The following is a 17,202-nucleotide window of genomic DNA, read 5'->3' as shown; positions in this document are numbered from 1 at the left end:
GCCTCGAGAGCTCCGTGGCCGTCGATCCCGCTGGCGTCCGGGAGGCCTCCCGGACCCACGTCGTCCCGCGGAATCTCACGATCATACCCGACTACGCCGCGCCGGCCGGCGGGTACGTGTGCAGCCGGTAGCGGAGCCGCAGGACGACGAGGACCACGGCGACGCCGAAGACGGCCGAGCGGGACGCCGGCGGGTCGGCGGCGGCGACGACCGCGTCCGGCGCGAGCGCCGCCACACCGATCCGCAGCACCGGGTCGCCGACGATGCGCTCGACCGCCTCGGGAGGATCGCCGAACATCGCCCCGGAGTTCGTGGCAGCGGCGTAAAATCCGATTCCGGCCGGGCCACCATTCGGACCTGATACCCCGAGGGGAAACTTCTTCCCGCATCGCCCGAGCGGTCCGGTATGCACAGGCCGGCCATCGACGACGCGGTCATCGAGGCCGTCGCGTCGAACACCGACTTCGAGCCGACCGACGTGAAGGTCGGACTGCGGACGCTCCACGACGCCGTCCGCGACCGACTCGCCGGGGAGTTCACCGACGCGCGCGACGCCGATGGGCCGGACCACCTCCTGCTCGAGCGGTCGGACGCGGCCTGGTTCGCGTTCGGCTTCCGCGAACTCGAAGCGGCGCTGGAGCGGGCGGGCTACGAGATGGACGACGACCTGCTCGCGGCCGCTGCCGCGACGAACCTCCGGTCGCTCCAGGAGTCGGAGGGTCGCACCGTCTCGTTCCCGCGGAGCCTCGCGAAGGAGTACGACGCGCCGTTCCTCTATCCGGTCCGGGTGAACAAGCCCGAGTCCTGGCGGACGACGGAGGGGCACGCGCTCGAAACCGTCTCCGACCTGCTCGACGCCGGGATGGACCCGGCGGCGGCGCTCGACGCCTGGGCGGTCGGCGCGATGGGCGTCCCGGCGGCCGAGTGGGCCGAGCGCCGGGGCGTCGACGCGGCGACCGTGGAGGCGGCCGTCGAGCGGGCTGCCGAGCGTCGCGGGACGCCCGGCTGGCGCGCCGACCCGGACCGTGACGTCACGGCGCCCCCGACCGACGCCGTGCCGGCGGACTCGGTGTACGACCCCGAGACGGACCGGCTGTTCATCCCGACCGACGAGCAACTGAACGCCCGGGACGTCGAGGGGCTGCTCGCCGGCGACGGGGAAACGTAGATACGGCCCGGTCGCCTCGGGACCGGTATGGTTGACTGGCGCGCGGTCGGCTGGGGGTTCGTCACGTTCCTCGTGGTCGCGGTGTTCGGCACGGCGATCCCCGTGGTCGGCCAGCTCGGCGCGGGAATCGTCGGCGGACTCGTGGCCGGCTACCTCGCGGGCGGCGGGGTCGGAACCGGCGCGGTCCACGGCGCGATCGCGGGCTCGCTCACCGGCATCGCGTTCACGATCGTGCTCGCGCTGTTCGGCGGCGTCCTCGGGCTCGCGGGCGGCGGGCCGTTCGGCGGCGCGGTCGCCGGAACCGGGCTCCTCGTCTTCGGCCTGCTCGTGACGCTGGTGTTCGCGCTCGACTCGGCGATCGCCGGCGCGGTCGGCGGCCTCCTCGCGTAGCATCGGCGGGGAACACGGCCTGCGGTCGTGGGTCGCCGAGCGACGGCGGCCCGGGAAGGGCGCCGGACGACCCCGACCCGACCGTCAGCGGTCGATGTACTCGGCCTGGATCTCGACGACCTCGGCGGAGTCGGCACAGTCGCCGTATCGACGGAGGGGCTCCTCGTTCAGTTCGAGGAACGTCCCGCCCCAGGTGAACTTCGAGAGGATCCGCTCGGCGTGGTCGGTCTCGCCGAAGATGCAAAGCGCCGCGGCGAGCGCCTCGACGGTCGTGAGCCGCATCGGGCGGCCGAAGTTGACCGGGTTCGCGGCGACGAGGTACGGGAGCGCGCGGTGTTCGCCGGGGAGCGAGAAGCGGGCCTCCCCGGCCGACTCCCACGAGCAGTCGAGCGCGACGAGCGGCCGGTCCTCCCTCGCTGCGTCCGTATCGGCAGCGGAGGCGTCCTCATCCGCCCCGTCCGCGGGTGAGAGCGCGCGCTCGGCGTGGGGGTTGAGCACGACTCCGTACGGCGTCGCGCGGTCCGACCGGTGGAGTTCGGCGAGGTCGAAGCGCGCGAGCTTTCGCGCCGTGCACTTGTCGGGGTCGTCGTCGCCCTCGTACCTGACGTGCAGGTCCACACCCCGACTCGGTGCCATGCCGGCATAAGCGACCCGGAGCAGGGGACGGGCCGACGACCGGCCGGATTCCACCGAACGATTAGAATCCTCGAGGGACGACGCTCGGCCGAACCGCCCTCCGGGTGGGACTGGAAGGGGCCGTGGGGGCTTCCGAGGGGACCGTGCCGTCGACAGCAGTCGCCGTGGTGAACGCGAAAACGCGGAATAGCCGACCGATTCAAGCGACCCCGTCCGAAACCTCCACTCGAGATGAACGCGGAGGAGGCCGCCCGACGCTACTACGAAGCCATCGACGGTGGCGACGACGACTCGCTCGCGGCGCTTCTCCACCCCGAGTTCACCCACGACCGCCCCGACAGGACGCTCTCGGGCCGCGACGCGTTCGTCCGGTTCATGCGCGAGGAGCGCCCGCGGACCGACACGGTCCACGAGGTCGGGGCCGTGTACCGGGAGACCGACGCCGGCGACGGCGACGGGCACGACGACGCCGGAGACGCGGTCGAAGTCGTCGTCCGCGGCCGCCTCCGAACCGAGGACGGCGAGGACCTGTTCAGTTTCGTCGACGTGTTCCGGGTCGCGGACGGTACCGTCCACGAACTAACCACCTACACCGACTCCCACCCGGAACGATGAGGTCGACTCACTCGAACGCCGGAAGCACCTCCTCCCCGTAGAACTCGAAGAACGACGCCTGATCGGGGCCGATCTGGTGGACGTAGACGTGGTCGTACCCGGCGTCGACCGCCTCCTCGATGCTCGTGACGTGGGCCGCCGGGTTCGGGTCGGTGAGGATGCTCGACTCCCTGATATCCTCCGTCGAGACCATCTCGCACGCCTGCTCGAAGTGGGTCGGCGTCGGCAGGTGGCCGGCGAGTTCCCCGGGCAGCGCCGAGTTCGGCCACCACTCGTGGGCCGTCTCGACGGCCTCCTCCTCGTCCTCGGCGTAACAGACCGAGAGCTGGGTGTAGCGGGGCCCCTCGCCGCCCGCGTCCGCCCACGTGTTCACGACGTCCTGGGGCCCGACCGTCCAGAGGCCGTCGCCGAACTCGGCGGCCGCGGTGGCCGCCCTGGGGCCGTAGGCCGAGACGAGGATCGGCGGCGGCTCGTCGGGCAGCGTGAACAGCCGCGCGTTCTGGACGGTGAAGTGCTCGCCGCGGTAGCTTCGCTGGCCGCCCCGCCAGAGCGTCCTGATGATTTCGACCGCCTCCTCGAGCATCTCCAGTCGCGTGGCGTGTTCGGGCCAGTGCTCGCCGACGACGTGCTCGTTGAGCAGTTCCCCGGTGCCGACGCCGAGGACGAACCCGTCGGGCAGCATGTCGGCGACCGTCGCGGCCGCCTGCGCGACGTTAGCGGGGTGGATCCGCATGATGGGGCAGTTCACGCCGACGCCGACGGGGACGTCCTCGATGGCCCGGGACACCCCGCCGAGCGTCGCCCAGGCGAACGGACTGTGGCCCTGCTTCCCGATCCACGGGTGGAAGTGGTCCGAGACGGAGAGGAAGTCGAATCCGGTTTCCTCGGCCCTGGCGGCGTGTTCGACCAGGTCGGTCGGCGGGTGCTCCTCGCTGGAGAGCGTGTAGCCGAGTTCGACCATTCAGCGACACCCCCCGTTCCGACCGGCCGTTCCTCCTCGGCGGCGTCGATCCGGTTCCACACGGCGCGCCCGGGGGGTCACTCCTGGTCGTGGCATCGTCCGTCGAATTCGGCACGAACCCGCAAAAGACTGTTAACCAGTTACCGTTCCGCGCGAACCGTTACGCGAGTCGCTCCGTCCGGTGCCGTCCCCGGCGGCCGGCCCGTCGCCCGCCACTCCGTCGCCGTCTCCGCTCCCCCTGCCTACTCCTTCTCGCCCGCGCCGACGGCCGACTCGCCGACCTTCTCGCTCCCCTCGATGACCTCGCGGCCGCCCATGTACGGCCGGAGCGGTTCGGGCACCCCGACCGTGCCGTCGTCGTTCTGGTAGTACTCCATGATGGCGACGACGATTCGGGGGACGGCGAGCCCCGACCCGTTCAGCGTGTGGAGGTACTCGGCCGACTCGTGGCGCTCGGGCCGGTAGCGCAGGCCCGCCCGTCGGGCCTGAAAGTCCTCGAAGTTCGACACCGACGACACCTCCAGCCAGCGGCCGCCCTCCTCGGGACCGTCGGCCATGTCGTCGGCGGGCGCCCACACCTCGACGTCGTACTTCTTCGCCTGCGTGAACCCGAGGTCACCGGTGCACATCTCCAGGATGCGGTACGGGAGGTCGAGGCGCCGCAGCACCTCCTCGGCCTCGTCGACGAGGCCCTCGAAGCGCTCGTCGCTCTCCTCGGGCCGGACGAAGTTCACCATCTCCACCTTGTTGAACTGGTGGACGCGGACGATGCCTCTGGTCTCGGTGCCGTGCTCGCCGGCCTCCTGGCGGAAGTTCGGCGAGTACGCCTGGTGTTTGATCGGGAGGTCGTCGTCCAGCAGGATCTCGTCGCGGTACATGTTCGTCACCGGCACCTCGGCGGTCGGGAGCAGCCAGAGGTCGTCGTCGTCGTACGGCTCCTCGTTGTCGCCCTCGAGCCGGTAGGCGTCCTCGGTGAACTTCGGGAACTGGCCGGTGCCCTCCATCGAGCGCGACTTGACGGGGATGGGCGGGAACACGTCGACGTACCCCTGCTCGCGGTGGAGTTCGAGCATGAACTGGATCAGGGCGTGTTCGAGCATCGCGCCCTCGCCCTTCGCGAAGTAGAACCCGCCGCCCGACACCTTCGCGCCGCGCTCGAAGTCGAGGACGTCGAGCTCCTCGCCCAGGTCGTAGTGGGGGACGACCTCGTCGGGGAGCGCGCGCAGGTCGTCGAACCCCTCGCGCCGACGCTCGACGTTCTCGTCCTCGTCCTCGCCGACGGGGACGTCGTCCTGGGGAATCTGCGGGAGGCGGAGCATCGCCTCGTGGAGTTCGTCCTCGAGTTCGTCGGCGCGCTCCTCGATTCCCTCGAGTTCGGCCTTGAGTTCGCCCGACTTCTCGATGGCCTCCCGGGCCGCCTCCTCCTCGCCCGCCTGTTTGAGTTCGCCGATCTTCGAGGACACCTGGTTGCGCTCGTGTCGCAGCGTGTCGCCGCGTCCCTTGAGGTCGCGCCACTCGTCGTCCAGCTCGATGATGCGGTCGAGGTCGACGTCCTCGACGCCCTTGTTTTCGAGGGCCTCTCGGACGGTCTCGGGGTCGTCCCGGAGGAGCTGCCGCGAAATCATTGTCGTCGCTTCTTGTGGGGGCCGCAAAACCGTGTCGGGTCCGTTCGAGTGGTTAGCACGGATTGCTGGCGCTCGAAGTGATTGGTGTGGTTGGGCTACTTCGATTGCCTCGAAAGCCCCCGTGGCGCTGGACTCGGTGCGGCCGCTGCGCTCCTCGCGCTCGCTTCGCTCGCGCTGTGGTGCTTGACGGTCCGCGCCTGCGTCCAGCGCCACGGCCCCTTTCAGTCCCACCCACCGCGACCGCACCTCGCCCTCCCCAGCCTCCTGCGCTCCCTCCGGTCGCGCAGGCTGTGGTGCTCGTCCCTCGCACGAGCGGCCGCGCTTCGCTTGGCCGCCGCGCGCCACGAGGTTTGACCAGGGAGTGCGGTGGCGCGCGGCTGGCGGACCTCCGTGTCCGCCGCCGTCGCGCGAGGGATGAGTGAAGGGCGGCGAGCGAAGCGAGCCGACCGAGCGAATCGGTTGGGGAGGCGTGTGGCTGTGCGGTGCGGTGGCGGTTGGGTGGGACTGAAAGGGGCCGCGGCTCTCGGCGAACCCCGGACCCGCAAGCACCGAAGGAATGAGGCCGCAGGCCGAGTGACGAGGAGCGCAGCGCGGTCCGCGGGAGTCGAGAGCCGCGGGGGCTTTCGAGAACTGCGTCACCGTGAACGAGCAGTGGAAGCCGAGCAACTGGGGGCTTTCAAGCCACTCCGATTTGCCACCGTTCGACCCGACAGCCTACGGAAAAGTATCATGAACTGCAGAAAACGCAGCCTCTACCGACTGAACTCGATCGCCGCGCCCTGCCCGAACCCGACACACAGCGTCGCCAGTCCGCGGTCCACGTCGCGCTCGATCATCTCGTGGATCAGCGTTACCGGCAGCCTCGCACCCGAGGCACCCAGCGGGTGACCGATCGCGATGGCGCCGCCGTTGACGTTGTACTGCTCCTCCGGAATCCCAAGCTCCCGCCGCGCGTACTCACACTGGGAGGCGAACGCCTCGTTCAGTTCCACGAGGTCGTAGTCCTCGATGGAACGGCCGTTCCGCTCCAGCAGGCCGCGCGTGGCCGGCACCGGGCCGATGCCCATCACCGTCGGATTGACGCCGGCGACGTTGTTCATCCCCACTTCCGCGAGGACGTCGAGGCCGTGCTCGTCCGCGAACTCGCGCGAGCAGACGAGCGTCGCCGCCGCGCCGTCAGAGATCTGCGAGGAGTTGCCGGCCGTCACCGAGCCGTCGCCGGTGAACGCCGGCGGGAGCCCCGCGAGCGTCTCGACGTCCGTGTCCGGGCGGATGCCCTCGTCCTCGGTGACGACGCCGTCGTCGGTCTCGATGGGGACGATCTCGTCGTCGAACCGGCCCGACTCGGTCGCCTCCGCGGCGCGGTGGTGGCTCCGCGCGGCGTACTCGTCCTGGGCCTCCCGGGAGACGTCGTACTCCTCGGCGACCTTCTCGGCGGTCATGCCCATCTGGAGCTGGAACACGTTGTACGCCTCCGAGAGTTCCGGGTGGAGGTGCTCGTAGGAGTCGCCGTCCATCGGCACGCGGGACATGTTCTCGACGCCGCCGGCGATGATGCAGTCGCGGTTGCCCGCCGCGATGGCGTCGGAGGCCGAGATGACCGCCTGCATCGAGGAGGCACACCAGCGGTTGATGCTCGTCGCGGGCGTGTTCTCGCCCAGTTCCGAGAGGAGCGCGATGACTCGCGCGACGTTGTTGTCCTGCTCGCCGCGCTGCTGTGCGACGCCCCACATGAGGTCGTCCACGTCGTCGGGGTCGATGTCGTACGACTCCAGGATGTGGTCGATGAGCGCGACGGACAGGTCCTCGCTCCGGGTGTCGGCGAAGACGCCGCCGCCCTTGCCGAACGCCGTTCGGTGAGCGGCCGCGATGACGGGCGTTGCCATGGACGGGAATGGGTGGTCCATGCCAATAAATCCGGGAGAACCGCGGGCTCGTTGCGTCGCGTTGGAGCGGAGGCGGGCGCCGTCGGGCCGACTGGTCGCGGCCCGGGGACACGGTGAGCGGAGGAGTCAACACCGCGCCCGTCGACCGTAGCGTATGGAGAAGGTCAACCTGGACGAGGCGTTCGGGTCGTTCGACGAGCAGTGGGCACCGCGGCTCGCGGCCGAACTCAACGGACAGGCGGTCAAACTCGCCAAGGTCGAGGGCGAGTTCGTGTGGCACCACCACGAGGAGGCCGACGAACTGTTCCTTGTTCGGTCGGGCGAGGTCCGCATCGAGTTCGAGGAGGGGGACGACGTCCTGCTCCGCGAGGGCGAACTCCTCGTCGTCCCGCGAGGGGTCGAACACCGCCCGGTCGCCGAGGAGGCGGCCGAAATCCTGCTGTTCGAACCGAGCGAGACCCGCAACACCGGCAACGTCGAGTCCGAGCGGACGCGCACCGACGCCGACCGGGTCGGCTGACCCCACTCGGGAAGACACTTACCCCAGGCCACCACAGTCGGGCCCGTGACGCTCCGTAGCATCGCGCGAGAGCCGGTCGCCACCCTCCGTGGCGCCCTCGACGCCGCAGTTCGCACCCCCCGGCGCGCGGTCGCGCTCCTCGCCCTCCTCGCGCTCGTCCTCCGGCTGTGGGACCTGGGCGCCCGCGCGATGCACTTCGACGAGGCCCGCGTCGGCTACTGGACGCTCCGCTACGTCGACACGGGCCACTACGCCTACCGGCCCATCGTCCACGGGCCGTTCCTCGAGATCGCGACCGCGCCCCTCCTCTCGGCGTTCGGTCCGAGCGAGTTCGTCGTCCGCCTGCTTCCCGCACTGCTGGGCGCGGCGCTGCCCCTGACGGCGCTCGCGTTCCGCGACGCGCTGGAGGGCGCCGAGGTCGTCGCGCTCGCAGCCTTCCTCGCGTGCAACCCGCTGCTGCTGTTCTTCTCGCGCTTCTTCCGCGCCGACGTCCCGCTGGCCGCGTTCGCGTTCGCGGCGTTCGCGCTGGCGTATCGCGCGTACCGGACTGCCCCCAGACGGCCAACGGCCGCGGTCCGTGACCTCCTCGCCGCCGGCCTCCTCCTCGGCCTCGCGCTGACGACGAAGGAGAACGTCGTCGTCTACCTGTTCTGCGTCGGGGGGGCCGCGGGCGTCGGGCTGGCGGTCCTGTGGTGGAACGGCAGGGAGGGGGACGACGGTCCCGCCGCGCCCGTCCGCGACGCGATCACACGGCTCCGACCGCTGCTCCCGGCGGCGGTCCCCGCACTGCTGCTCGCGCTGCTCGTCGCCTGGTTCTTCTACGTCCCGCGAGGCTACTCGCCCGGCCTCGGCGACCTCGCCGGCCAGCCGGTCGCGGTGCTGTCGGCCGGGACCGTCGGCGCGTGGGAGTCGTTCGCGGGGAGCCTCTGGGCCGGCACGCACGACCACCCGTACCTCCCGTTCCTCGCGCACCTGCTCGGCAGCGTCGCCGTCGGCGGCGCGGCGCTGTACGGCGCGGCGCTGCTCGGGTTCGTGGGGGAACTCCGTCGAGCGGTCCCGCGTTCGCTCCGTGGCGTCCCCGACGACTCCCGCCGACCCCCTCGTCCCCTGGTCGTCGCAACCGCCGCCTGGGGCCTCGTCGCGCTCGCCGGCTACCCGCTGGCGGCCGACATCATGGCCCCCTGGCTCGCGGTCCACGCGCTCGTCCCGCTCGCGGTGCCCGCCTCGGTCGGCGCCGTCGCGGTGCTCCGGAGCGGGCGGCGCTGGTGGACCGGAGGCGACCGTTTCGCCGCCGCCGCGCTCGCCTGCGTCGTCCTCCTCGTCGGGACGCAGGCCGGGTTCGTCGCCGTCACGACGTCCTACTCGGAGCCCACGCCCCGGGTGAACTTCCTCGCGCAGGGTGCACAACCGGGGGACGACCTCGACCCGCTGTCGAACGACGTCGAGGCGGCCGCGGGGTCGGGCGGCGTGCTCTACTACGGCGAGCAGTTCTGGCTGCCGAACGAATCCGTCGCGGCCGTGCCGCCGCGGACGAACCCGGACTGGCTCGGCTGGTGGATCAACCGGCTCCCGCTCCCGTGGTACACCGAACGGGCCGGCGCGGAGACGTCGTACGCGCGTTCTCCCGACGCGGTGCCCGAGGACCCGCCGCCGGTCGTGGTCGCGGCGGCCGACGAGGCTGGCGAGGTCGCCCCGCTGCTGGACGGCTACGTCCGGCAGGAGTACGACTTCGCGCTGTACGGCAACACCGTCGTCGTGTTCACCGAGCCGGGGTTGTACGATCTGGCGTCGGACGGGGCTGATCGTGCGGCGTCGATTCCCGCGCCACGCGGGCGGAACGCTCGCACGCTTCGACGTGCTTAAACGGACCGAGTGGGAAGTAGAGTGGGATGAGTGACCCGGCAGTGGACGTGGTCGAACTCCTCGTCACCGCCAGCCGATACACGGAGGACCGCGGCCTCGACGCCGACGACCTCCCGCCGCGCTACCGGCGCGTCTTCTGGAGCGACGCCCCCGAGGACGAGGCCGGCCCCGGCGGGGTCGACCGCCCGCTCCACGTGACCGAACCGAACGCGACGACAGCGACCGGGGTCGAACGACCCTGGGAGGCGATCTCCGACCTGCTGTTCACCCAGCGAACCGAGTTCTCCGGCGAACTCGAGCTTACCCAGCCCGACATGGCGACCGAGTGGCTGCTCGAACGGGTCGACGACGACCGACTCCTGGCGAACCCGGTGCTCGCGAAGGTCGCCGAGGAGGCCGACGCCGAGTTCGACGTCACCCACGAGGAGGCGCGCGCCGAGAACCGCCCGATCCGCGCGGACCGCGTCTGGATCGACGCGCTGCTCGACGAGTACTTCGACGACGACGAGGACGAGGACGGCGACGGCATGCTCGATCTCGTCACGGTGAAAGCGCCCGAGGAGATCGAGATGACCCTGCGGGACCTCGTGCTCACCGACGACCAGGAGGGCGAGATCCGGAAGCTGATGAAGGCGATCGAGCACCGCGAGTACCTCGCCCGGATCGGCCTGCGCGAGATCGGGAAGCTGCTGTTCGTCGGCCCGCCCGGCACCGGCAAGACGACCGCGGCCCGCGCGCTGGCCCACGAACTCGGCCTCCCGTTCGTCGAGGTGAAGCTCTCGATGGTGACGAGCCAGTACCTCGGCGAGACGGCGAAGAACGTCGAGAAGACGTTCGAGGTGGCGAAGCGACTCGCGCCGTGTATCCTCTTCATCGACGAGTTCGACTCGGTGGCGAAGACCCGTCGGAGCGACGAGCACGCGGCGCTCAAGCGCGCGGTCAACACCCTGCTCAAGAGCATCGACGACATCTCGCTGGTCCGCGACGAGGTGCTGCTCATCTCGGCGACGAACCACCCCGACCAGCTCGACGCGGCCGCCTGGCGGCGCTTCGACGAGATCGTCAACTTCCCGAAGCCGGACCGCCAGATGCGCGCCGACATCCTCGAGATCATCACCCGGCGGATGGAGATCGCGGACTTCGACTCCCAGGAGGCCGCGGAGCGGACCGAGGGCCTGACCGGCTCGGACCTCCGGATGGTGCTTCGGGAGGCGGTGCTCGAGGCGCTCACCGAGGAGCGCATGTCCATCACACAGGCGGACATCATGGACGCCGTCGAGGACTTCGAGGAGCGCGACAACCTGAAGAACATGGACATGATCGAGGGCGAGGGCGCGGAGGTGCCCGAGGTCGCCGGCGACGGCGGCGAGGCGTCGGACGACCACGACCGTTCCCACGACGGACACGATCACGACCACGACGGGCACGACCACTCGCACGACGACTGAACGGGCCCACACGGAACCGAGATGACCGTTCGGTTCCCCGCGACCGCCGACTCCGACACCCCTTACTCCCCCGCCCGCCTTCGGCCGGGTAGCGAATGCGCGTCACCCTGCTCGGCACGGGCGATACGACCGGCACGCCCACCGTCGGGTGCGACTGCGACACCTGCCGAGCGGCCCGCGAGCGGGGCGTGGAGCGCTCGCGCTTCTCGGTCCACGTCGAGAACGGGCGCACCGGCGAGTCGCTCCTGATCGACTTCTCGCCCGACTTCCGCCGGCAGTTCCTCGATTCGGACGCGCCGCTTCCCGACGCGGGCATCGTCACGCACGTCCACTTCGACCACCTCGACGGCCTCGGGAACGCCTACCGCCTGTTCGACGACCTGCCGGTGTACGCCGCCGACGAGACAGACCCCGCGACGGGCGAGTCGGTCGCGGACACGATCCGCTCGAAGTACGACTACCTCGACCGCGTGTCGGTCCACGACGTGACGCCGCTCGAACCGGCCCGCGTCTGCGGACTGGACGTGACGTTCGTCCCGGTGGATCACCCGCCGCTGGTCTGTTACGGGCTGGCGGTCGAGGACCCCGAGACGGGCGCGAAGCTGTCGCTCTCGGGCGATACGAGCTACGACGTGCCGGCGGAGTCCCGCCGCGTGCTGGCCGACCCGGACCTGCTCCTGGCGGACGGCATCGTCCCCGCGAGCCTCTGTGAGCATCACCCGCTCGGGGGCACGGACCGGGGGCCCGACGGCGTCCCGCGGACGTTCGGCACCAAGCACATGACCAGGGAGGGGGCGCTTGCGCTGGCGGCCGATCTGGGTGCGGCGGAGACGCGGATCGTCCACGTCGCGCACTTCTACCCGGCCGACGAGGCGTTCGCGGAGCCGCTAGCGGTGGACGGTGAGGTGTACGAGTTGTAGGTCCTCGTGGCGGTCTCCTCGGCGTCCAGCGAGGCAGTTTCACCCGTCTCGACCGGCTCGAAATCCCACGCCGCCCTCCGATTCCACTCCCACGCCGTCGTCCGATCGTACGCCGATTCGGTCGTCGCGTCGGCTTTCGAGGCGGCCGCCACGAACGCCGAGACGGAACCGAACGCGACACGCCACGGCAGACGACCGGGGGTTTCCGAGAGTTCCACGCGAACGGATCGCGCCGGAGTTATGCCCGCGGGAGCCCACCTGCCGACAGTGACGGGGGACCACTCGCTCGACGACTTTCTCGGGACCGAGGGGAGCGAGTCGACAGCGACCGACCCGCAGGCCGAGTCCGGCGACGCCGACGAGGACGAACCGAATCCCTCGGGGGACGAGCCCGCCCCCGGTACCGAACCGGATTCGGAATCGACCGAACCGGAGCCGGAACCGACCGAACCGGCCGGCGACGAACGGGGTCGGGACTCCCACGACGTCGACCCCGCCGAGCCGACCTACGACTGGTCGCCCGACGGGGGCGAGTGTGCCGGCTGCGGCGGGCAGGTCTCCACGCGCTGGCGGCAGGACGGCGAGTACGTCTGCCCCGACTGCAAGGAGTGGTAGCGGTAGCTACCGCCGCCCGTGGCGCTCGAACCCGTCGGCCAGCGTCGCCTCCCCGACGGTGAGGGTCGTCGGCCGGCCGTGCGGGCAGGCGTGGGGCTGCTCGCACTCGCCGAGCCGTTCCACGAGCCTGCTCGCCGTCTCCCGGTCGAGCGCGTCGCCGGCCTTCAGCGACGGGTGACACGCCAGGTCCGCCAGCGCCGCCTCGCGCGGGTCCGCCTCCCCGCCGTCGAGCGACGCGGCCGTCTCGCCCAGCGCGTCCGCGTCGGCGACGCGGCCGAGCGGTGCGGGGGCCCCCGTCACGCGGTACGTGGTCCCGCCGAATCGGTCGAACGCGAAGCCCAGTTCGGCGAGCGCGTCGGCGTTCCCCTCGACCGCGGCGGCCGCACCCGGGTCGAGCGAGACGGTCGCAGCGGGGTCGACCTCGGCCGAGGGAACCGCCTCGTCGGCCAGCGCGGCCCGCAGGCGCTCGAAGTTCACCCGCTCGTGGGCCGCGTGCTGGTCGACCACGAGCAGGCCGTCGTCGGTCTCACACAGCACGTAGAGGTCGCGGAACTGGCCGATGACCGTCGCGTCCGCGAACTCCGAGTCCGCGCCCTCGACGGGCGCGAGCGACGAGTCGAGGTCCATCGCCACCTCGCCCGAGCGTCGGAGGTCGGCCGTCGTGAGCGCGTCCCGGACGCCGGTCTCGACCGCGTCGGCGACGGCGTCGCCCTCGCGGAGCGCGACGCGCTCCTTCGCCGGGTGGACGTTCGCGTCGACGGCCGCGGCGGGGAGCGAGAGGCGGACGACCGCGACCGGTTCGCGGCCCGAGGGGAGCAGCGTGCCGTACCCCGCGACAACGGCGCGGCGGAGCGCCTCGTTCGTCACCGGCCGGCCGTTCACCGCGAGGTGGACGTGCTCGCGGGTCGAGCGCGTGACGGCCGGCGCGACGAGCGCGCCCTCCGCGCGGAGTTCGATCCGGGAACCGAGTTCGGCCCGGTGGTCGAACGCCGTCGCGTGCCCGGCGGCCTCGCGGTCGTACACCGCGACGAGCGCGTCGGTCGTGCCGGTGCCCGGCGTCCGGAGCGTCTCGCGGCCGTCGTGGGAGAGCGAGAACGCCACCTCGGGCCGAGCCAGCGCGTAGTCCGCGACCAGTTCCGAGACGCACCCGAACTCCCTGGCCGGCGAGGCGAGCGACTCCCGGCGGGCGGGCCGGTCGGCGAACAGGTCCGTCACCTCGACGGTCGTCCCCCGCGCCCGGCCCGCGTCCGCGACCGTCGTCTCGCCGTCGGCGACGCGGACGCGGGTGCCGACGTCGCCCTCGCCGGTCCGCCCCGTGCCGTCGCTCGCGTCCCCCTCCCCGCCGCTCCCGTCCGCGTTCGTCGTCAGTTCGAGCGTCCCCGCGTCGGCGACGCTGGCGAGCGCCTCGCCGCGGAAGCCGAGGCTGTCGGCGACCGCGAGGTCGCTCGCGTCACGAATCTTGCTCGTCGTGTGCGGTTCGACCGCGAGCGCGGCGTCGGCCCGGCCCATTCCGTGGCCGTCGTCGGCGACGCGGATTCGCTCGGTGCCGTCGCCGTCGACCGCGACGTCGATCCGCTCGGCCCCGGCGTCGAGCGCGTTCTCGACGAGTTCGGCGACGACGCGGGCGGGTCGGGTGATCACCTCGCCGGCGGCGATGCGCTCGACCGTGTCGCCGTCGAGTTCCCGGACGGAATCGGTACCGGTGCTCGCGGAGTCAGTCATCGGCCTCGAGCAGCCGCTGCAGGTCGTTCAGCCGGTTCAGCGCCTCGATGGGGGTCGTGTCCGCAACGTCCGTGGCTCGCAACGCCGCGAGCGTCTCGCGCTCGGCGTCGGTGAGTTCCTCCCGTGGCCGGTCGGTCCCGGGACCCAGTTCGTCGAGGGTGCGCTGGGCCGGGTCGCCGCCGGCGTCCCCGGCCGCGTCCGCACCCGTCCCGTCGGCACCCGTGGCGTCCGCGCCGACTCCGCCATCCTCGCCGTCGACGAGCGCCCGCGCCCGATCCACCACCGCGTCGGGGACGCCGGCCAGTTCCGCGACCTCGACGCCGTAGGAGGCGGCCGCCGCCCCGGGTTTCGCGCGGTGGAGGAACGTCACGTCGCCGCCCTCGCGGGTCGCCGCGAAGTGGAGGTTCCGGACGCGCTCGCGCTCGCCGGCGAGTTCGGTGAGGTCGTGGTAGTGGGTCGCAAACAGCGCGGTCGCCTCGAGTTCGTCGTGGAGGAACTCGACGGCGGCGCGGGCGATGGCCCGGCCGTCGGTGGTGGCGGTGCCGCGACCCACCTCGTCGAGGACGACCAGCGAGTCGCCGGTCGCGTCGTGGAGGATGTCGGTCAGTTCGCGCATCTCGCGCATGAACGTCGACTCGCCGCCCGCGATGTCGTCGCTCGCCCCGACGCGGGTGAACACGCGGTCGACGACGGGCAGGCGGGCCGACTGGGCGGGGACGAACGACCCGGCCTGCGCGAGCACGACGCAGAGCGCGACCTGGCGCATGTACGTCGACTTCCCGCTCATGTTCGGGCCGGTGACGAGCGCGACCGTTCCCGTCGGCAGGTCGGCGTCGTTCGGGACGAACTCGGGTTCGGTGCGCTCGACGACCGGGTGGCGGCCCCCCTCGACGAAGACGCCGTCCGCGCCGAGTTCGGGCCGGGCGTAGTTCCGCTCGACCGCGGCGGTCGCGAGCGCGGACAGCGCGTCGACGCGGGCGATGGCGTCCGCGAGCCCCTGGATCCGCTCGGCCTCGGCGGCGACCTCGGCCCGGACGTCGGTGAACAGTTCGTACTCCAGCCGGTCCGCGCGCTCCTCGGCGCCGAGAATCTCGTCCTCGCGGCGCTTCAGTTCGGGCGTGTAGAACCGCTCGGAGTTCTTGAGCGTCTGCCGGCGGGTGTAGTCGTCGGGCACGGCGTCGAGCCGCCCGTTCGTCACCTCGATGTAGTAGCCGTGGACGCGGTTGTAGCCCACTTCCAGGTTGTCGATGCCGGTCCGCTCGCGCTCGGAGGACTCGAGGTTCGCCACCCACTCGCGCCCCTCGCGCGCGGTCCCCCGAACGTCGTCGAGGTCGGCGTCGAAGCCGTCGCGGATGAGCCCGCCGTCGGTGACGTCGGTCGGCGGGTCCTCGACGACCGCGTCGTCGATGCGCTCACGCAGGTCCGCGAGCGGGTCGAGCGAGTCGCGGAGGGAGTCGAGTTCGGGTGCCTCCGCGAGCGCGTCCCTGATCTCGGGCACCGCCTCGAGCGTCGCGTGGAGCGACCGCAGGTCCCGCGCGTCGGCCCGGCCACGGGTCACGCGACCGACGAGCCGTTCGAGGTCGTACGCCTCCCCGAGCAGGTCCCGGACTTCCTCGCGGACGAGCGTGTGGTCGGCGAACGCCGCGACCGCGTCGTGGCGGGCTTCGACCCGCTCGCGGTCGAGGAGAGGTCGACGGAGCCACGCCCGGAGGCGGCGGCGGCCGAGCGCGGAGCGCGTCTCGTCGAGCGTGTCGAACAGCGTCGCGCCGCCGCCGGCGTGCGTCTCGAACAGCTCCAGGCCGCGGAGCGCGGTCGCGTCGATCCGGAGGCTCCGCCGGGGGTCGTACCGCCGGACGCGGTTGACGTGCCCGAGCGGGCCGTCGTCGCCCTGCGCCCACTCGGCGTAGGCGAGCAGCGCGCCCGCGGCGGTCGCAGCCGCGGGGTCGAACCGTCCCGGGTCGGCGTAGGCGTCGAGTCGGTCGCTGGCGGCGTCGGGCTCGAAGACGGCCGGGTCGTAGTCGGTGACCATCGCGCCGTCGGCGAGGGCAGTGGCGTCCACCTCGTCGTCGGTGTCCACGCCTTCGGCCGCATCCACCTCGTCGGCCGCCCCGACGCTGGGTCCGGTCAGGAGTTCCGCGGGGGCGATCCGTGCCAGTTCCTCGCGGACCTCGGCGAGGCTGCCGGCGGTCGCGGCACATTCGCCCGTCGAGACGTCGACGTGGGCGAGGCCGTACTCGGGTTCGGGGTGGGGCTCCGCGTCGCCACGCACCTCGCCGGCGTCCTGGTAGCCGCCTCGGGCACCCACCTCGGCGGCGTTACCGGTGCCGCCTCGGGTCACACAGGCCACGTACGTGTTCGACCCGGCCGCGAGCAGTTCGTCGTCGACCACCGTGCCGGGGGTGATGACCTGCGTGACCGCGCGGTCGACGAGGCCGTTCGTCTCCTCGGGGTCCTCGACCTGGTCGGCGACCGCGAGGCGGAACTCGGCCTCGAGCAGGCGGTCGAGGTACTTGGCGGCGTTGTCGACGGGGATGCCACAGGCGGTGTAGGTGCCCGTCGAGTCCTCGCGCTCGATGCGCGTGAGTTCACAGACCCGGGCGACCTCGTCGGCGGTTTCACAGAACGCCTTGTAGAAGTCGCCGACGCGGAACAGGAGGACGGCGTCGTCGTACTCCTCGGCGAGGTCGACGTACTGGGCGAGCATGGGCGTGAGTTCGTCCCGGCGATCGAGCATCTTCGCCGGCGCGCCCGTTACCATGGGCGTGGTGGGGCGGTGGAGGGGCGAAAGCGTTTCGCCCCGCTCCGCGGTTTCGTGGTTGGGTCGGGTGGTTCG

General features: G+C 71.8%; 15 protein-coding genes. 8 read left to right on the top strand and 7 right to left on the bottom strand.

Annotation, left to right across the window (positions count from 1 at the left end):
• Positions 1-91: 91 nt before the first annotated feature.
• Positions 92-298: a hypothetical protein gene (locus RJT50_RS16860; protein ID WP_313692898.1), complete on the bottom strand. Its 207-nt coding sequence runs from the start codon at positions 296-298 to the stop codon at positions 92-94.
• Between the two features lie 108 nt (positions 299-406).
• On the opposite strand from RJT50_RS16860, the gene RJT50_RS16855 reads away from it, so the two are divergent.
• Both RJT50_RS16855 and RJT50_RS16850 read left to right on the top strand, forming a co-directional pair.
• Positions 407-1,168: a hypothetical protein gene (locus RJT50_RS16855; RefSeq protein WP_313692896.1), complete on the top strand. Its 762-nt coding sequence runs from the start codon at positions 407-409 to the stop codon at positions 1,166-1,168.
• Positions 1,169-1,195: 27 nt separating this feature from the next.
• The gene (locus tag RJT50_RS16850; protein ID WP_313692894.1) at positions 1,196-1,558 is read left to right on the top strand and encodes a DUF5518 domain-containing protein; all 363 of its coding nucleotides are present in this window, start codon (positions 1,196-1,198) and stop codon (positions 1,556-1,558) included.
• Positions 1,559-1,642: 84 nt separating this feature from the next.
• On the opposite strand, the gene RJT50_RS16845 is transcribed toward RJT50_RS16850, so the two are convergent.
• Positions 1,643-2,176, bottom strand: coding sequence for a DUF367 family protein (locus RJT50_RS16845; RefSeq protein ID WP_313692892.1), 534 nt, complete (start codon positions 2,174-2,176; stop codon positions 1,643-1,645).
• Between the two features lie 249 nt (positions 2,177-2,425).
• Between RJT50_RS16845 and RJT50_RS16840 the strand changes: the two genes are divergently transcribed.
• On the top strand, positions 2,426-2,809 hold the full coding sequence (locus tag RJT50_RS16840) for a nuclear transport factor 2 family protein (RefSeq protein ID WP_313692890.1): 384 nt from the start codon (positions 2,426-2,428) through the stop codon (positions 2,807-2,809).
• A 7-nt stretch (positions 2,810-2,816) separates the two neighbouring features.
• Here RJT50_RS16840 and RJT50_RS16835 read toward each other — a convergent pair whose 3' ends face one another.
• From RJT50_RS16835 to RJT50_RS16825, 3 genes are all read right to left on the bottom strand, one after another.
• Positions 2,817-3,770 (bottom strand): TIGR03557 family F420-dependent LLM class oxidoreductase, encoded by a 954-nt coding sequence (locus tag RJT50_RS16835; protein WP_313692888.1) that lies wholly within the window; start codon positions 3,768-3,770, stop codon positions 2,817-2,819.
• Between the two features lie 242 nt (positions 3,771-4,012).
• Positions 4,013-5,395: a serine--tRNA ligase gene (serS, locus tag RJT50_RS16830; RefSeq protein ID WP_313692887.1), complete on the bottom strand. Its 1,383-nt coding sequence runs from the start codon at positions 5,393-5,395 to the stop codon at positions 4,013-4,015.
• A gap of 752 nt (positions 5,396-6,147) precedes the next feature.
• Positions 6,148-7,281, bottom strand: coding sequence for a thiolase family protein (locus tag RJT50_RS16825; protein WP_313692885.1), 1,134 nt, complete (start codon positions 7,279-7,281; stop codon positions 6,148-6,150).
• A 154-nt stretch (positions 7,282-7,435) separates the two neighbouring features.
• Here RJT50_RS16825 and RJT50_RS16820 point away from each other — a divergent pair, with 154 nt between their 5' ends.
• The 5 genes from RJT50_RS16820 to RJT50_RS16800 all read left to right on the top strand — a co-directional run bounded on the left by RJT50_RS16820 (position 7,436) and on the right by RJT50_RS16800 (position 12,647).
• Positions 7,436-7,801 carry a cupin domain-containing protein gene (locus RJT50_RS16820; protein ID WP_313692883.1) on the top strand — a complete coding sequence of 122 codons (366 nt, stop codon included), beginning with the start codon at positions 7,436-7,438 and terminating at the stop codon, positions 7,799-7,801.
• A 45-nt stretch (positions 7,802-7,846) separates the two neighbouring features.
• The gene (locus tag RJT50_RS16815) at positions 7,847-9,664 is read left to right on the top strand and encodes a flippase activity-associated protein Agl23 (RefSeq protein WP_313692880.1); all 1,818 of its coding nucleotides are present in this window, start codon (positions 7,847-7,849) and stop codon (positions 9,662-9,664) included.
• Positions 9,665-9,690: 26 nt separating this feature from the next.
• A complete protein-coding gene (locus RJT50_RS16810) occupies positions 9,691-11,112 on the top strand; it encodes an ATP-binding protein (protein WP_313692879.1) in 1,422 nt (473 codons plus the stop codon).
• A gap of 95 nt (positions 11,113-11,207) precedes the next feature.
• Positions 11,208-12,032 (top strand): MBL fold metallo-hydrolase, encoded by an 825-nt coding sequence (locus RJT50_RS16805; RefSeq protein WP_313692876.1) that lies wholly within the window; start codon positions 11,208-11,210, stop codon positions 12,030-12,032.
• Positions 12,033-12,299: 267 nt separating this feature from the next.
• Positions 12,300-12,647: a DUF7573 domain-containing protein gene (locus tag RJT50_RS16800; RefSeq protein ID WP_313692874.1), complete on the top strand. Its 348-nt coding sequence runs from the start codon at positions 12,300-12,302 to the stop codon at positions 12,645-12,647.
• Positions 12,648-12,653: 6 nt separating this feature from the next.
• Here RJT50_RS16800 and mutL read toward each other — a convergent pair whose 3' ends face one another.
• Both mutL and mutS read right to left on the bottom strand, forming a co-directional pair.
• Positions 12,654-14,369 (bottom strand): DNA mismatch repair endonuclease MutL, encoded by a 1,716-nt coding sequence (mutL, locus tag RJT50_RS16795; RefSeq protein ID WP_313692872.1) that lies wholly within the window; start codon positions 14,367-14,369, stop codon positions 12,654-12,656.
• Positions 14,362-17,127 carry a DNA mismatch repair protein MutS gene (mutS, locus tag RJT50_RS16790; RefSeq protein ID WP_313692870.1) on the bottom strand — a complete coding sequence of 922 codons (2,766 nt, stop codon included), beginning with the start codon at positions 17,125-17,127 and terminating at the stop codon, positions 14,362-14,364. The genes mutL and mutS overlap by 8 nt, the downstream gene beginning before the upstream one ends.
• Positions 17,128-17,202 lie beyond the last annotated feature (75 nt).

Origin of the sequence: Halobaculum sp. XH14, assembly GCF_032116555.1 — an archaeon.
GTDB classification, from domain to species: Archaea; Halobacteriota; Halobacteria; order Halobacteriales; family Haloferacaceae; genus Halorarum; species Halorarum halobium.
The sequence above is the reverse complement of the archived record's forward strand: the minus strand, read 5'-3'. Positions and strand labels throughout refer to the sequence as shown.

Excerpts from the sequence above, each read along its gene's own strand:
- RJT50_RS16860 (WP_313692898.1), bottom strand. The coding sequence starts at position 298 with ATGTTCGGCGATCCTCCCGAGGCGGTCGAGCGCATCGTCGGCGACCCG.
- mutL (WP_313692872.1), bottom strand. The coding sequence starts at position 14,369 with ATGACTGACTCCGCGAGCACCGGTACCGATTCCGTCCGGGAACTCGAC.
- RJT50_RS16855 (WP_313692896.1), top strand. The coding sequence starts at position 407 with ATGCACAGGCCGGCCATCGACGACGCGGTCATCGAGGCCGTCGCGTCG.
- RJT50_RS16810 (WP_313692879.1), top strand. The coding sequence starts at position 9,691 with ATGAGTGACCCGGCAGTGGACGTGGTCGAACTCCTCGTCACCGCCAGC.
- RJT50_RS16825 (WP_313692885.1), bottom strand. The coding sequence starts at position 7,281 with ATGGCAACGCCCGTCATCGCGGCCGCTCACCGAACGGCGTTCGGCAAG.
- RJT50_RS16805 (WP_313692876.1), top strand. The coding sequence starts at position 11,208 with ATGCGCGTCACCCTGCTCGGCACGGGCGATACGACCGGCACGCCCACC.
- RJT50_RS16820 (WP_313692883.1), top strand. The coding sequence starts at position 7,436 with ATGGAGAAGGTCAACCTGGACGAGGCGTTCGGGTCGTTCGACGAGCAG.
- RJT50_RS16850 (WP_313692894.1), top strand. The coding sequence starts at position 1,196 with ATGGTTGACTGGCGCGCGGTCGGCTGGGGGTTCGTCACGTTCCTCGTG.
- RJT50_RS16835 (WP_313692888.1), bottom strand. The coding sequence starts at position 3,770 with ATGGTCGAACTCGGCTACACGCTCTCCAGCGAGGAGCACCCGCCGACC.
- serS (WP_313692887.1), bottom strand. The coding sequence starts at position 5,395 with ATGATTTCGCGGCAGCTCCTCCGGGACGACCCCGAGACCGTCCGAGAG.
- mutS (WP_313692870.1), bottom strand. The coding sequence starts at position 17,127 with ATGGTAACGGGCGCGCCGGCGAAGATGCTCGATCGCCGGGACGAACTC.
- RJT50_RS16840 (WP_313692890.1), top strand. The coding sequence starts at position 2,426 with ATGAACGCGGAGGAGGCCGCCCGACGCTACTACGAAGCCATCGACGGT.